The organism is Streptomyces sp. cmx-18-6 (assembly GCF_046548915.1).
In the GTDB taxonomy this organism is placed as follows: domain Bacteria; phylum Actinomycetota; class Actinomycetes; order Streptomycetales; family Streptomycetaceae; genus Streptomyces.
Map to the genome: position 1 here is coordinate 127,425 of NZ_JAEBEP010000007.1, position 14,096 is coordinate 141,520.

A 14,096-nucleotide genomic window follows, 5' to 3' on the forward strand; every position below is an offset into this window, starting at 1 on the left:
TACCTAACCACGACCTCCACCGGAGCCCCCAGGAGGCATCCATGCCGACACCCGAGCGCGCGGAGCAGCCGCGGCAGCAGCCGACGCCGTCCGCCCTGTCGATGAAGGACCTGCTGGCTTCGTACGCGGCGGCCACCGCGATCTCCACCCCGCCGAGCGAACCGCACGCGGCGGACGACGAGGGAGCGGACGGAGAAGCGGAGAGCACGGTCCGACGCCGAGCGGCCTAGGTGTGTTGTCCCGGGCAGGCGGGCTCACGGGCTCACGGGACGGAGGCAGGCGGCCCTACGGGACCACGACGACCTTGGCGCCGACCGTCGCGAACGTCCACATCGCGTTGCCGTCCGCCCGCTTCATCCGTACGCCGCCGGTCTTCGACGTCGGGTCCGGCGCTTCCATCGACCCGTCCTGCGCGGCGCTGAAGCCGATCACCACTTCGCCCACGTTGGCGAAGCGCACCACGTGCTCGATCGGCACGCCGTCCGAACCCTGGATCGTGCCCGCGCGCGTGGAGACCTGGTAGACGCCGGGCGGCGGGCTGACGGGGCTCGGCATCACGGTGAAGGTGCGGCGCGCCTTCCCGTTCTCCTCGACCAGCCACACCCGCCGGTCCTTGAGCGCGTACACGACGCGCTCACCGGTGCCCGAGGCGGCCGGGACCGCGTGCGGGTCCTTCGGGGCCTTCGGCTTCGCGGAGGGCTGGGCCGTGGCGGACGCCGAGACCTTCGGGGTGGCCGATGAGGAGGAAGCCACCGAATCGGGTGCGTTCGCGGACGCCTGGTAGGCGAGGACGCCGACCGCGAGGACCGCCGCCGCAGTGAGCCCGGCCACCATTCCCGAGCTTCCCCTTGACACCGTGAACTCCCCTTTCGGCTGCTGTCTGCCGTATGCCGTCTGCCGTGCACGTCCGCCGCGGACCGTACGAACGCCGTAGTGACGAACGCCGTAGTGACGAACACTGTCGTACGAATGGCGAATCCTGTTGTACGAACAGTGTCCTGCAAGCGTTGTCGTACAAGCGTTTACGTCGTATCCGCGGATATCCGGTGACGGTAGCAGCAGGGGGCGGGCAGGCCGGGACGCCGTACGGACGCCGTACCGCCGTCGGCGGAGCCGTAGGCTGTTTGCGTGCTCTTGCTCGCCATGGATACCGCAACGCCCGCCGTCACCGTCGCCCTGCACGACGGCGCGTCCGTCATCGCCTCCTCCGGTCAGGTCGACGCCCGCAGGCACGGTGAACTGCTGCTGCCCGCCGTCGACCGGGTCCTCGCCGAGGCCGGGGTGGGACTCGACGCCGTGACCGGCGTGGTCGTGGGCGTCGGCCCCGGCCCGTACACCGGGCTGCGGGTCGGCCTGGTCACCGCGGCGACCTTCGGCTCCGCCCTCTCCGTACCGGTGCACGGCCTCTGCACCCTGGACGGCCTCGCGTACGCCGCCGGGCGGGACGGCGGCATCGAGGGGCCCTTCGCGGTGGCGACGGACGCGCGCCGCAAGGAGGTCTACTGGGCGCGGTACGAGGACGCCCGCACCCGTACCGGTGAACCCGCCGTCGACCGGCCCGCCGACATCGCCGCCGAGCTGGCGGGGCTGCCCGTGGTCGGCGCGGGCGCGGTGCTCTACCCGGACGCCTTCTTGGACGCGCGCGGCCCCGAGCACGTCGCCGCCGGGGCGCTCGCCGCGCTCGCCGCCGAACGGCTCGCCGCCGGGCAGGAGCTCCTGGAGCCGCGGCCGCTCTATCTGCGCCGGCCCGACGCGCAGGTCCCGAAGAACTACAAGGTGGTCACCCCGACGTGAGCGCTGTGAACACGGCGCGCCCGGCCGGCGCGGCCGTTCTGCGCGAGATGCGCTGGTGGGACATCGAACCGGTGCTGGAGCTGGAGCACGCGCTGTTCCCCGACGACGCCTGGTCGCCCGGCATGTTCTGGTCCGAGCTGGCCCACGCCCGCGGCCCCGGCGCCACCCGCCACTACGTCGTCGCCGAGGACCCGGCCACCGGGCGGATCGCCGGCTACGCGGGGCTCGCCGCCCTCGGCGACCTCTCCGACGTCCAGACGATCGCGGTCAGCCGCGAGGCGTGGGGCGCCGGCCTCGGCTCCGAACTCCTCGCCGACCTGCTGAAGGCCGCCACGGACTTCGAGTGCGCCACCGTGCTCCTGGAGGTCCGGGTCGACAACACCCGGGCGCAGAAGCTGTACGAGCGCTTCGGCTTCGAGCCGATCGGCTTCCGGCGCGGCTACTACCAGCCGGGGAACATCGACGCCCTGGTCATGCGCCTCACCATGCAGGAACAGGCGCAGGAGCACACGGCGGAGCGGACAGCGGAGCGAGCGGCAGAACGAGCAGCAGAGCAAGCACCAGCGCACGCACCAGAGACCGGGACTGAATGATGGCTGCCGACGAACCCCTCGTACTCGGCATCGAGACCTCCTGCGACGAGACCGGCGTCGGCATCGTGCGCGGGACGACCCTGCTCGCGGACGCCGTCGCCTCCAGCGTCGACGCCCACGCCCGCTTCGGCGGCGTCGTCCCGGAGATCGCCTCCCGCGCCCACCTGGAGGCGATGGTCCCCACCATCGAGCGCGCCCTCAAGGAGGCCGGGATCAGCGCCCGCGACCTCGACGGGATCGCGGTCACCTCCGGTCCCGGGCTCGCGGGCGCGCTGCTGGTCGGCGTCTCGGCCGCGAAGGCGTACGCGTACGCCCTGAACAAGCCGCTCTACGGCGTCAACCACCTCGCCTCGCACATCTGCGTCGACCAGCTGGAGCACGGCCCGCTGCCCGAGCCGACCATGGCGCTGCTGGTCAGCGGCGGCCACTCCTCCCTCCTGCTGGCCCCCGACATCACCGCCGACGTCCGCCCGCTCGGCGCGACCATCGACGACGCGGCGGGCGAGGCGTTCGACAAGATCGCCCGCGTGCTGAACCTCGGCTTCCCCGGCGGCCCGGTCATCGACCGCCTCGCCAAGGAGGGCGACCCGAAGTCCATCGCGTTCCCGCGCGGGCTGACCGGCCCGCGCGACGCCCCGTACGACTTCTCCTTCTCCGGCCTGAAGACCTCGGTCGCCCGCTGGATCGAGGCGAAGCGGGCGGCGGGCGAGGAGGTGCCGGTACGGGATGTGGCGGCGTCCTTCCAGGAGGCCGTGGTGGACGTGCTCACCCGGAAGGCCGTCCGGGCCTGCAAGGACGAGGGCGTCGACCACCTGATGATCGGCGGCGGGGTGGCGGCCAACTCCCGGCTCCGCGCGCTGGCGCAGGAGCGGTGCGAGCGGGCCGGCATCCGGCTGCGGGTGCCGCGCCCCGGGCTCTGCACGGACAACGGGGCGATGGTCGCGGCGCTCGGCGCGGAGATGGTCGCCCGCAACCGGCGCCCCTCCGACCTGTCCCTGTCGGCGGACTCCTCGCTGCCGGTGACGGAGCCGCATGTGCCGGGGGCCGAGGATCACGGCCACGGGCACGGCCACTCCCATGTTCGTGATCACGACCATGTGCACGAGATCAGCAAGGACAACCTGTACTCATGAGCGCCGCGACCATCGTCCTCATGTGGGAGGCCCGCGCCGCCGAGGGCCGTGGCGGCGAACTGCTGGAGTGGGCCCGGGCCCGGGCCGCCGAGCTGGCGCACGAGCCGGCCCGCCGCGAACTGCTGCGCGCCCCGCAGGACCGGGTGCTGGTCATGACGTGGTGGGAGCAGGCGTCGTACGCCGACGACCTCCCCGAACTCCCCGAGCCCGACGCCGCCCTGATCACCCGGCCGGTGCACCGATGGCGGTTCGAGACGGTGGGCTGAGCCGCACGCGCGCGGGCCGGGTCACCCCCGCGTGCCGGCCGCTCGGTTCTGCGTCCTAGCCGGTCGCTCCCGTGTGCCCCGCCGGACCAGCCGGCGCGGGCCGGGTCACCCCCGTGTGCCGGCCGCTCGCCTCTGCGTTCCGGCCGGTCACTCCCGCGTGCCCCGCCGGATCAGCCCCTCCACGATCGCGTCCAGCTCCTCGACGGTCTCGTAGTCGGCGGCGTACTCGCGCCAGTGCTCCTTCACCTCGGTGAGCCGGGGCAGCTCCGCCGCGTCCTCCTCGCCGATCATCTCGGGGAAGAACTCCCGGCGGGAGGGCTGCTCCGCCCGGCGGGCCGCCGCCCTGCGGACGACCAGGTCGCCGTAGACGTAACTCCAGATCGTCCGGTACGCGCGCACCGAGCGGGCGGGGGAGAGGCCGCAGGCGAGCGCGCAGTCGACGATCTCCTCCACCATCCACAGCGCGTTGCGGTCGGTCAGCTCGCCCAGCGCCAGGATGTCCAGCACCCAGGGGATCCGCCCGATGATGTCGTGCATGTGCGCGGCGACCGCCACCAGCCGCTCGCGCGGGTCCTCGGGCAGTTCCGGGCGCGGGAACGCCGCCGCCGTGCCGGACAGGGTGAGCATCAGCAGCTCGTCCTTGTCCTGCACGTAGTGGTACAGCGCCATCGGCGTGCTGCCCAGCTCCTTCGCCACCCGCCGCATGGACAGGGCCGCCACGCCCTCCTCCTCGACGATCCGGCGCGCGGTGGCGACCATCACGTCGGGGTCCAGCCTGCGGGGGCGGCCCACGGGTTTCTTCTTCTCGGTCTGCTCGGACTTCTCGGTCTTCTCGCTGCCTGGCACCTGGGCATTCTCTCCTTCGGGTTCCTTCTCGCCCGCCCGCGTTTATTTTCTATACGTGTATGGTAATCCTCGACCGAGGGTGGCGAAGGGGAGGGCACGTCATGGGCGGCACGGTGGACAGCTCGGCGGGGGACGGACCGGAGGCGGAGCGCGGTACGGCGGGGGCGCGGCACGCGCGGTGGCTGCTGGTGGTGGCGCTCACCGTGCAGTTCCTGGTGTCGCTGGACATGTCCGTGGTGAACGTCGCCCTGCCCGACATCCGCAGCGACCTCGGCTTCGGGCGGGACGGCCTGCTCTGGGTCGTCAACGCGTACGCCCTCGCCTTCGGCGGGCTCCTCATGCTCGGCGGCCGGCTCGCCGACCTGGCCGGCCCCCGCCGCGTCCTGACGGCGGGCCTGGCCCTCTTCGGGCTCGCCAGCCTGGCCGGGGGCCTCGCCTGGTCGCCCGGGTCGCTGGTGGCGGCGCGGGCCGTCCAGGGCGTCGGGGCCGCGGCCCTCGCCCCGGTGGCGTTCGCCCTGATCACCCTCGCCTTCCCGGCCGGGCCCGCCCGCTCCCGCGCGCTCGGGCTCTGGGGCATGGCGGGCGCGGCGGGCGGCGCGGTCGGGGTGCTGGCGGGCGGGGTGCTCACCGACGCGGCGGGCTGGCGGGCCGTGATGCTGGTCAACGTGCCGATCGTGGTCTTCGCCCTGGCCGCCGCCGCGCGCACCGGGCCGGTCGGAGACCTCGCGGGGCGGCGGCGGACCGGCGTGCGGCTGGACCTCGCCGGGGCGCTCCTCGCGACCGCCGGGACGACCCTCCTGGTGCTCGGCCTGGTCCGGGCCTCGGACGACGGGTGGGGCTCGGCCACCACCCTGGGCGCCCTGGGCGCGGCGGTGCTCCTGCTGGCCGCCTTCGTCGCCGTCGAACTCCGTACGGCATCGCCCCTGCTGCGCCCCGGCATCCTGCGGGGACGGCCGGTGCTCACCGCCAACCTGTTCTGTCTGCTGCTGGCCTCGGCCCAGTTCGGCGCGTTCTACTTCGTCTCGCTCTACATGCAGCTCGTCCTCGGCTTCGGGCCGACCGCCGCCGGGTTCGCGTTCCTGCCGTTCTGCGTGGGCGTCGTCGCGGGCGCGATCCTGGCCACCCGTGCCGTCGCGGTGCTCGGCATCCGGCGGCTGATGACGGCGGGCGGCACGCTGGCGGCGCTCGGGATGGCGTGGTTCGCGGCCACCGCCACCGCGGACGGCGGCTTCCTCGTCTCGATCCTCGGCCCGTCGCTGCTCTGCTCGCTGGGCATCGGGCTGTGCTTCGTCCCGCTCGGCACGGCGGCCACCACCGACGTGACGCCCGGCGAGACCGGCATGGCGTCGGGGCTGCTCAACAGCTCGCGCCAGGTCGGCGGTTCGCTCGGCCTCGCGGTCCTGGTCACCGTCGCCGCCCGGGTCACGGGCGGCTCCACGGGCCGCGCCGACCTGTCCGCCGGGTACGCGGCCGCCTTCTGGGTCTCGGCCGGGCTCCTGGCGGCGGCAGCGCTGACGGCGTACGTCCTGCTGCCGGGGGAGCGCGGGTCCGCCGCCGGCCCGGTGGCCGCCGAGGGCGTCGCGGCGGAGTATGAACGCGAAGACGACGCCGCGGGCCGATGAGTCCGGACGCCGGGCCCGGTCTACCTTCCATGAGGCCCACGCGGCCCCATGGCCCGTACGGGGCGCCCGGCCCCCGGGCCGTACGTGGGACGAGCTCGACGAGGAGACGAAGACCATGCAGAAGATCACCCCCTGTCTCTGGTACGACGGCAAGGCCCAGGAGGCGGCCGAGCACTACATCGCGATCTTCGGAGGGGACTCCCGCGTCCTGGACGTCACCCACTACGGCGAGGCGGGCCCCGGTGAGACGGGCTCCGTGCTGACCGTCGACTTCCGGCTCGCGGGCCAGGACTACATCGCGCTCAACGGCGGACCGCAGTTCCCCTTCACCGAGGCGATCTCGCTCTCCGTGGACTGCGCGGACCAGGCGGAGGTGGACCGGTTCTGGGACGCGCTCTCCGAGGGCGGCGAGGAGAGCCAGTGCGGCTGGGTCAAGGACAGGTACGGCGTCTCCTGGCAGATCGTCCCGAACGAGCTGCCGAAGCTGCTGGCCGATCCGGACCCGGCGAAGGCCGAACGGACCATGCGGGCGATGCTCGGGATGCGCAAGCTGGACATCCAGGCGCTGCGGGACGCCTGAGCCCGCAGGCTTCCTGAGGGGTCGTCACGGGCTGCCGAGGGTCGCTTCCGTGAGGACGGCCGGGTCGGGGCCCGCCGTTCGCGGGCGGCGAGGGACGCGTCGGCGGGGTGCCGAGCCGGGGCCGATAGTGTCTGGTGCATGCCACCTCGTGCCCCGCTGCCCCCGCCCCCGCCGCCCGTGGAGATACGGTCCTGGCCCGACCGCGAGGCCATGCTCGCCGACCGGGCGGTGGTCCTGCGCGAGCTGGTCCGGATGCATATGGGGCCGGGACGGCTCGGCATGCTGGCGCTGTGGGCCGCGATGGCCGGGTTCGCCTGGCTGCTGATCGGGAGCGCGATCATGATGGTCGAGGGGACGTACGACATCCTCGGCGTGATCGTCGGGATTCCCATCCTGATCGCCGGCCTGGGCCTGCTGGTCCCGGCCGTCGTCTTCGTCTGCCTGGGCCTGGTCCGCGACCGCGAGGTCCGCCGACTGCTCGTGGAGTGGGGCGCGCTGGACCGCGACCCGCCGCGCGACCGGGAACTGCGGCTGCCCGGGGTGAGCCTGCTGTGGCTGCTGCTGTCGTTCGCCCTGGCCGCGTCGGGGCTGGCGCTCTGCGTGATCGGGCCGGCGAGCGCCCGGCCCGGCGACGACACCTACGGCCTGGTCGCGATGACGATGGGCCTCGGCATGGTCGCCTGGCTGACCGGACTCATCGGCATGGTCAAGGCGTCGGCCCACCGCCGCTGGGTGCTGCGCGTCCTGGCCGCGCCCGCCGCCGTGCCGGCGCCGGGCGCCCCGGTCCGGGCCCCGGTCGGCCCCGGCCACCGCTGACGCCCGGACCGGACGCCTCTGCTCAGCCCCGTGGGTGGCCGAGCGGGCTCAGCCCAGCGGGTGGCCGAGCAGCATCGTCGGGGCTCCGGCCACCCGGGTCAGGAACACCGTCGCCGCGTTCGGGCCGCTGAGCTTCATCCGGCGGCGCAGCTCCTCCGGTTCGACCGCCGAGCCGCGCTTCTTGACGGTCAGTACGCCGACGCCCCGCTCCCGCAGCAGCGCCTTCAGCTTCTTCATGTTGAACGGCAGCCGGTCGGTGATCTCGTACCCGGAGACGTACGGGGAGGAGTACGGCACATCACTCGTGACGTACGCGATCGTCTCGTCCACCAGCCGCCCCCCGCACCGCTCCACGATGTCGGCGACCAGGTGCGCCCGGATCACCGCGCCGTCCGGCTCGTACAGATAGCGCCCGACCGGGCCCACCGGCGGCGGGGACAGCGGGGCCGGGGCGCTCAGGGTCGCCCCGGACGGCAGCAGCGTGGCCCGGAACGAGCCGGGGGCGAAGCCCTCCCCGTACCAGAGCACCGCCTCCTTGACGTCCCCACCGTCCGAGATCCACTCCGCCTCCGCCTCGGGCCCGATCGCCTCGTGCGGGACGCCCGGGGCGATCTTCAGCGCGGCCCGGGGGGCCTTGAGGGCGGCGGCCGTGGCCCAGGACAGCGGCGGCGAGTACGCCTCCGGGTCGAAAATCCTGCCGCGTCCGCCACGCCGTGCCGGATCCACGAAGACCGCGTCGTACGGAGACGCGTCGACCTCCGTGACGTCGGCGCACCGCACCTCGATCAGCGCGCCGAGCCCGAGCGCCTCGGCGTTGGCGCGGGCCACCTCGGCGGTGAGCGGGTCGCGGTCCACGGCGAGCACGGCGATCCCGGCGCGGGCCAGCGCGATCGCGTCGCCGCCGATGCCGCAGCACAGGTCCGCCACGCTCCGCACCCCGAGCCCGGCGAGGCGGGCCGCGCGGTGGGTGGCGACCGAGGTGCGGGTGGCCTGCTCGACGCCGTTGGGCGTGAAGTACATCCGGTACGCGTCCGCCGCCCCGAACTTCGCCGCCGCCCGCTGCCGCAGCCGCGCCTGCCCCAGGGCCGCCGACACCAGCTCCGCCGGGTGCGCACGGCGCAGCCGGGTCGCGGTGGCCAGCTCGTCGGCGGGGTCGTGGTCGCGCAGCTCGTCCAGCAGGCGCTCGCCCTCGGGGGTGCGCAGGGCGGCGAAGGCGGCGCGGGCGGGGTCGCCGGGGTCGCCGGCCGGGGTGGCGGGGGTCGTTGCGTTCACCCGGTCCATTGTGGCCGGTGCGTCGGCCCGCCGGTGCGCCGGTGCGCGGGTTCCGCCGGCCCTGGCGGCGCCCCGGGTGCTGGGGTGCCGGAGTCCTGAGGCGGCCCGGGTCCCAGTGGGCCGGCCGAGGGACGGCGCCCGGCTGCCCGCGGTGTCGGGGCCGGAGGCGGGCGGGCGGCTGGCAGGATGCGGCGCCATGCAGCTAGTACGACAAAACGAAAAATCAGCCATGAAGCGGCACAGGTCGGGCGTCGTCGTGCTGGCGGCCCTGCTGGCCGCCGCCGTCGCCTCCGGATGCGCGGCGGAGGCGGGCGGCGGCGCGGCGGGAGCCCCGGCCGGTCCGGCGAAGCCCGCGGCCGGGCAGCAGGGCGAAGCCGTCCAGCGGGGCGAAGCGGCCCAGCAGGGCGGCCCCGCGCGCGCCCTGGACGCGTACGCCGAGGAGATCAAGCGGAAACAGGCCGCACGGGCCGTCGCCGCGAAGAAGTGGGGGCTGGCCAGGACACCGCTCGCCGCCCCCGAGCCGCCCAGGGTGAAGCCGCGCATCACCACCCGCAAGGGCTTCGAGGTGCGGGACGACGAGGGGCTGCCGCCCGTCTTCACCACCGTCCCCACCAAGGAGAAGATCGTCTTCCTCACCATGGACGACGGGGCGGAGAAGGACCCCGAACTGCTGCGGATGATGACCGAACTGGACATCCCCTACAGCGCCTTCCTGAGCGACTACGTCATCAACGACGACTACGGCTACTTCAAGCGGATGCAGAAGCGCGGGGTGACCATCAGCAACCACACGCTCAACCACCGCTATCTGCCCGGCCTCTCCTACGCCCAGCAGAAGCGGGAGATCTGCGGCCAGCAGGACAAGATCGTCAAGAACTACGGGAAGCGGCCCACCCTCTTCCGCCCGCCCTACGGCAACTACAACCGCGACACCCTCGTCGCCGCCAGGACCTGCGGGATCACCGCCGTACCGCTGTGGTCCGCCGAGGCGTTCGCCGACCACATGGAGTGGCGCGAGTGGGACCGGGACCTGCACCCCGGCGACATCGTCCTCACCCACTTCCGGGGCAAGGGCGACTGGAAGGGCACGATGCCCGACATGATCCGGCTCGTCATGAAGACCATCACGGACAAGGGGTACGCGGTGGCGAAGCTGGAGGACTACGTCTGACCCCTTCCGCCTGCCCTGCGAACTGCGTACGGCCCCATGCCGACCGGTACGGCGTGGGGCCGCCGCACCCCGGATCGGGAAGGCGCGAGGGTGGTGAATTGGCACTCCGCTTGACCGAGTGCTAATCGCGGTCATAGTCTCAGGTCTGGCACTCCCCCCTGGAGAGTGCCAGCACCACACTGTGCGACAGGGCAGGTCCGGCACCCGCGACGACGGATCGGTCTGGTCGCCGCCCACTGACTGCTAAACCCCGTGAGATCTCCGAAGGGGGAGACCGGATCGTGTCGACCACCAGCTCCAAGGTTGCGATCAAGCCGCTTGAGGACCGCATTGTGGTCCAGCCGCTCGACGCCGAGCAGACCACGGCTTCCGGCCTGGTCATTCCGGACACCGCGAAGGAGAAGCCCCAGGAGGGCGTCGTCCTCGCCGTTGGCCCGGGCCGCTTCGAGAACGGCGAGCGTCTTCCGCTCGACGTCAAGACCGGCGACGTCGTCCTGTACAGCAAGTACGGCGGCACCGAGGTGAAGTACAACGGCGAGGAGTACCTCGTCCTCTCGGCCCGCGACGTCCTCGCGATCGTCGAGAAGTAATTCACCCACGTTTGCTTGTGTTCTGCGCCCCTGGCCCCCTGCGAAATAACTAGCCGGGCGGCGAGGGGCGCAGTTCGTCCGAGAGGGAAGTACAGCCCATGGCGAAGATTCTGAAGTTCGACGAGGACGCCCGTCGCGCCCTTGAGCGCGGCGTCAACAAGCTTGCCGACACGGTCAAGGTGACGATCGGCCCCAAGGGCCGCAACGTCGTCATCGACAAGAAGTTCGGCGCACCCACCATCACCAACGACGGCGTCACCATCGCCCGCGAGGTCGAGCTCGACGACCCGTACGAGAACCTGGGCGCCCAGCTCGTCAAGGAGGTGGCGACCAAGACCAACGACGTAGCGGGTGACGGCACCACCACCGCGACCGTCCTGGCCCAGGCGCTCGTCCGCGAGGGTCTGCGCAACGTCGCCGCCGGCGCCTCCCCGGCCGCCCTGAAGAAGGGCATCGACGCCGCGGTCAAGGCCGTGTCCGAGGAGCTCCTCGCGACCGCCCGGCCGATCGACGACAAGTCCGACATCGCCGCCGTGGCCGGGCTCTCCGCCCAGGACGCCCAGGTCGGCGAGCTCATCGCGGACGCGATGGACAAGGTCGGCAAGGACGGTGTCATCACCGTCGAGGAGTCCAACACCTTCGGTCTGGACCTGGAGTTCACCGAGGGCATGGCCTTCGACAAGGGCTACCTGTCCCCGTACATGGTGACCGACCAGGAGCGTATGGAGGCCGTCCTCGACGACCCGTACATCCTGATCCACCAGGGCAAGATCGGCTCCATCCAGGAGCTGCTCCCGCTCCTGGAGAAGGTCATCCAGGGCGGCGGCTCCAAGCCGCTCCTGATCATCGCCGAGGACGTCGAGGGCGAGGCGCTCTCCACCCTCGTCGTCAACAAGATCCGCGGCACCTTCAACGCCGTCGCGGTGAAGGCCCCGGGCTTCGGCGACCGCCGCAAGGCCATGCTCGGCGACATCGCCACCCTCACCGGTGCGACCGTCATCGCCGAGGAGGTCGGCCTCAAGCTCGACGGCGCCGGTCTCGACGTGCTGGGCACCGCCCGCCGCGTCACCGTCTCCAAGGACGACACGACCATCGTCGACGGCGGGGGCAACTCCGACGACGTCAAGGGCCGCGTCAACCAGATCAAGGCCGAGATCGAGTCCACGGACTCCGACTGGGACCGCGAGAAGCTCCAGGAGCGCCTGGCGAAGCTGGCCGGCGGCGTGTGCGTCATCCGCGTCGGCGCCGCCACCGAGGTGGAGCTCAAGGAGAAGAAGCACCGCCTTGAGGACGCCATCTCCGCCACCCGCGCCGCGGTCGAGGAGGGCATCGTCTCCGGCGGTGGCTCCGCCCTCGTCCACGCGGTGAAGGTCCTGGAGGGCAACCTCGGCAAGACCGGCGACGAGGCCACCGGTGTCGCGGTCGTCCGCCGCGCCGCCGTCGAGCCGCTGCGCTGGATCGCCGAGAACGCCGGCCTGGAGGGTTACGTCATCACCTCCAAGGTCTCCGAGCTCGACAAGGGCCAGGGCTTCAACGCCGCCACCGGCGAGTACGGCGACCTGGTCAAGGCCGGCGTCATCGACCCGGTCAAGGTCACCCGCTCCGCCCTGGAGAACGCCGCCTCCATCGCGTCGCTGCTGCTCACGACCGAGACCCTGGTCGTCGAGAAGCCGGCCGAGGAAGAGGGCGACGCCGGTCACGGCCACGGTCACGGCCACTCCCACTAGTACCTTCCGGTACGCCCGTACCCTCGGCACATCCCGTACCCTCCGGTACGCCCGTGCCTCCCGGTACCACTGAGGCCCGGTATCCCCGTCGCGGGGGTATCGGGCCTCGTGCCGTTCCGAGCCCGTACGGCGGGCGTCCCCGACGCGTCTACTGCGGCCCGTACTTCCGCCCCGTACGCGAGGTGACCCCGCCCAGCAGACCGCGCGGCGTCACCTTCACCAGCCCCATCAGCGCCTTGTAGCGCGGGTCCGGGATCGACACCGACCTGCCCCGCGCCAGATCCGTCAGCGCCGCCGCCACCAGCTTGTCCGCGTCCAGCCACATCCACCCCGGGATGTTGCCGGTGCCCATCCCGGCCCGCTCATGGAACTCCGTCCGGACGAAACCGGGGCACAGCGCCATCAGCCGCACCCCCGACCCCGCCAGGTCCTTCGCCGCTCCCTGGGTGAACTGCACGACCCACGCCTTGGACGCCCCGTACGTACCGCGCGGCACGAACGCCGCGACGGACGCCACGTTGATCACCGCGCCCCGGCCGCGCTCCTTCATGCCCGCGGCGGCGGCCGAGGTCAGCCGCAGCACCGCCTCGCAGTGCACCTTCAGCATCGTCAGCTCATCGGCCATGGACACTTCCAGGTAGCGCCCCTTGTTGCCGAACCCGGCGTTGTTGACCAGCAGATCGACCGGGTGCGTGCGGTCGCCGAGCCGCTTCTCGACCGCCTCGATCCCGGCGTCCGTGGACAGGTCGGCGCTCAGCACCTCGGCCTCGATGCCGTGCCGGTCGTGCAGTTCGGTGGCCTGCTCGCGCAGTCGGCCGGTGTCCCGGGCCACCAGCACCAGGTTGTGCCCCTGGGCCGCGAGCCGCCGCGCGAAGGCGGCCCCGATACCCGCCGTCGCGCCCGTGATCAGTGCAGTCGTCATACGCGGCACGTTAGTGCCCCGCGCGCGCCCCGGGGCCACCGCCCGCCGCCACGTAGTCCCGGGCCTGGCGCAGCGCCTCCGGGTGCAGCGCCGACGCGGCCGCCAGCAGGGACGGCAGCAGGGTGCGCTCGGTCGTCACGGCCCGGAACTGGAGGGCCGCCGTGACCTCGTGGTCCGGGCGGTGCACGATCTCGACGGGGTCCCCGGCCCGGATCGTGCCCGGCTCGATCACCCGCAGATACGCGCCGGTGGCGGCCTCCCGGGTGAACCGCCGGACCCACCCCTTCTCCCCGATGTGGTCGGCGAACGTCCGGCACGGGATGCGTCCGGAGGTCACCTCCAGCAGCAGTCCGGCCCCCACCCGCCAGCGCTCACCGATCAGCGCCCCGCTCACGTCGACGCCGAGGGTGGTGAGGTTCTCCCCGAACGACCCGTCCCTCAGCTCCCGGCCGTCCAGCTCCCGTTCCCAGGCGTCGAGCTCCTCGCGCGCGAACGCGTAGACCGCCTGGTCGCTGCCCCCGTGGTGCCGCAGGTCGCAGACGGCGTCCCCGGCGAGCCCGCTGCCGCCCGCGCCCTTGGGGCCGGGATCGGTGACCCGTACGGCCCCCTCGAACGGCCGCTTGTCGATCCCGGTCAGACCGCCGGGGCCGCCGGCGGACGGGGAGGGGGTGGGCCGGCCGACATTCACGCTCAGCAATTTCATGGGGTCACGCTAATGGCTCAACTCTCAAAGAGGTACGCCATTAATTCGCCTCTCACCCAAG

The 14,096-nt window shown here is 72.8% G+C and carries 16 protein-coding genes; 11 read left to right on the forward strand and 5 right to left on the reverse strand.

All coding sequences use genetic code 11. The annotated features are described in order from the left end of the window. Nucleotides 1-41 precede the first annotated feature (41 nt). Nucleotides 42-230, forward strand: coding sequence for a hypothetical protein (locus ACLJPL_RS18340; protein ID WP_411081893.1), 189 nt, complete (start codon nucleotides 42-44; stop codon nucleotides 228-230). Between the two features lie 55 nt (nucleotides 231-285). Here the strand turns inward: ACLJPL_RS18340 and ACLJPL_RS18345 are convergent, their stop codons facing one another. Continuing rightward, nucleotides 286-834, reverse strand: a complete 549-nt coding sequence (locus tag ACLJPL_RS18345; protein ID WP_411081894.1) for a hypothetical protein — start codon at nucleotides 832-834, stop codon at nucleotides 286-288. 309 nt (nucleotides 835-1,143) lie between these two features. Between ACLJPL_RS18345 and tsaB the strand changes: the two genes are divergently transcribed. Genes tsaB through ACLJPL_RS18365 form a run of 4 tightly spaced genes read left to right on the forward strand, consistent with a single transcriptional unit; the run spans nucleotide 1,144 to nucleotide 3,786 of the window. Next, a complete protein-coding gene (tsaB, locus tag ACLJPL_RS18350) occupies nucleotides 1,144-1,794 on the forward strand; it encodes a tRNA (adenosine(37)-N6)-threonylcarbamoyltransferase complex dimerization subunit type 1 TsaB (protein WP_411081895.1) in 651 nt (216 codons plus the stop codon). A gap of 47 nt (nucleotides 1,795-1,841) precedes the next feature. Beyond that, nucleotides 1,842-2,387 (forward strand): ribosomal protein S18-alanine N-acetyltransferase, encoded by a 546-nt coding sequence (gene rimI / locus ACLJPL_RS18355; RefSeq protein WP_411082132.1) that lies wholly within the window; start codon nucleotides 1,842-1,844, stop codon nucleotides 2,385-2,387. Then, entirely contained in the window at nucleotides 2,387-3,520 is a 1,134-nt protein-coding gene (gene tsaD / locus ACLJPL_RS18360) for a tRNA (adenosine(37)-N6)-threonylcarbamoyltransferase complex transferase subunit TsaD (RefSeq protein WP_411081896.1), read from the forward strand. The genes rimI and tsaD overlap by 1 nt, the downstream gene beginning before the upstream one ends. After that, on the forward strand, nucleotides 3,517-3,786 hold the full coding sequence (locus ACLJPL_RS18365) for a hypothetical protein (protein WP_411081897.1): 270 nt from the start codon (nucleotides 3,517-3,519) through the stop codon (nucleotides 3,784-3,786). The genes tsaD and ACLJPL_RS18365 overlap by 4 nt, the downstream gene beginning before the upstream one ends. Nucleotides 3,787-3,933: 147 nt before the next feature. Here the strand turns inward: ACLJPL_RS18365 and ACLJPL_RS18370 are convergent, their stop codons facing one another. Further along, a complete protein-coding gene (locus ACLJPL_RS18370; protein ID WP_411081898.1) occupies nucleotides 3,934-4,632 on the reverse strand; it encodes a TetR/AcrR family transcriptional regulator in 699 nt (232 codons plus the stop codon). A gap of 101 nt (nucleotides 4,633-4,733) precedes the next feature. On the opposite strand from ACLJPL_RS18370, the gene ACLJPL_RS18375 reads away from it, so the two are divergent. From ACLJPL_RS18375 to ACLJPL_RS18385, 3 genes are all read left to right on the forward strand, one after another. After that, nucleotides 4,734-6,254 (forward strand): MFS transporter, encoded by a 1,521-nt coding sequence (locus ACLJPL_RS18375; protein WP_411081899.1) that lies wholly within the window; start codon nucleotides 4,734-4,736, stop codon nucleotides 6,252-6,254. Between the two features lie 115 nt (nucleotides 6,255-6,369). Then, nucleotides 6,370-6,834, forward strand: coding sequence for a VOC family protein (locus ACLJPL_RS18380; protein ID WP_411081900.1), 465 nt, complete (start codon nucleotides 6,370-6,372; stop codon nucleotides 6,832-6,834). 138 nt (nucleotides 6,835-6,972) lie between these two features. Continuing rightward, on the forward strand, nucleotides 6,973-7,650 hold the full coding sequence (locus ACLJPL_RS18385; RefSeq protein WP_411081901.1) for a hypothetical protein: 678 nt from the start codon (nucleotides 6,973-6,975) through the stop codon (nucleotides 7,648-7,650). 48 nt (nucleotides 7,651-7,698) lie between these two features. Here ACLJPL_RS18385 and ACLJPL_RS18390 read toward each other — a convergent pair whose 3' ends face one another. Next, entirely contained in the window at nucleotides 7,699-8,931 is a 1,233-nt protein-coding gene (locus ACLJPL_RS18390) for a THUMP-like domain-containing protein (RefSeq protein WP_411081902.1), read from the reverse strand. 220 nt (nucleotides 8,932-9,151) lie between these two features. Here ACLJPL_RS18390 and ACLJPL_RS18395 point away from each other — a divergent pair, with 220 nt between their 5' ends. The 3 genes from ACLJPL_RS18395 (at nucleotide 9,152) to groL (ending at nucleotide 12,410) form a co-directional block, all read left to right on the forward strand. Next, a complete protein-coding gene (locus ACLJPL_RS18395; protein ID WP_411081903.1) occupies nucleotides 9,152-10,093 on the forward strand; it encodes a polysaccharide deacetylase family protein in 942 nt (313 codons plus the stop codon). Between the two features lie 281 nt (nucleotides 10,094-10,374). Beyond that, on the forward strand, nucleotides 10,375-10,683 hold the full coding sequence (groES, locus tag ACLJPL_RS18400) for a co-chaperone GroES (protein ID WP_003966899.1): 309 nt from the start codon (nucleotides 10,375-10,377) through the stop codon (nucleotides 10,681-10,683). A gap of 98 nt (nucleotides 10,684-10,781) precedes the next feature. Continuing rightward, on the forward strand, nucleotides 10,782-12,410 hold the full coding sequence (groL, locus tag ACLJPL_RS18405) for a chaperonin GroEL (RefSeq protein WP_411081904.1): 1,629 nt from the start codon (nucleotides 10,782-10,784) through the stop codon (nucleotides 12,408-12,410). Between the two features lie 148 nt (nucleotides 12,411-12,558). On the opposite strand, the gene ACLJPL_RS18410 is transcribed toward groL, so the two are convergent. Together ACLJPL_RS18410 and ACLJPL_RS18415 are read right to left on the reverse strand one after the other, a co-directional pair. Further along, nucleotides 12,559-13,332, reverse strand: coding sequence for an SDR family NAD(P)-dependent oxidoreductase (locus ACLJPL_RS18410; RefSeq protein ID WP_411081905.1), 774 nt, complete (start codon nucleotides 13,330-13,332; stop codon nucleotides 12,559-12,561). A 10-nt stretch (nucleotides 13,333-13,342) separates the two neighbouring features. Continuing rightward, nucleotides 13,343-14,035: an MOSC domain-containing protein gene (locus ACLJPL_RS18415; RefSeq protein ID WP_411081906.1), complete on the reverse strand. Its 693-nt coding sequence runs from the start codon at nucleotides 14,033-14,035 to the stop codon at nucleotides 13,343-13,345. Nucleotides 14,036-14,096 lie beyond the last annotated feature (61 nt).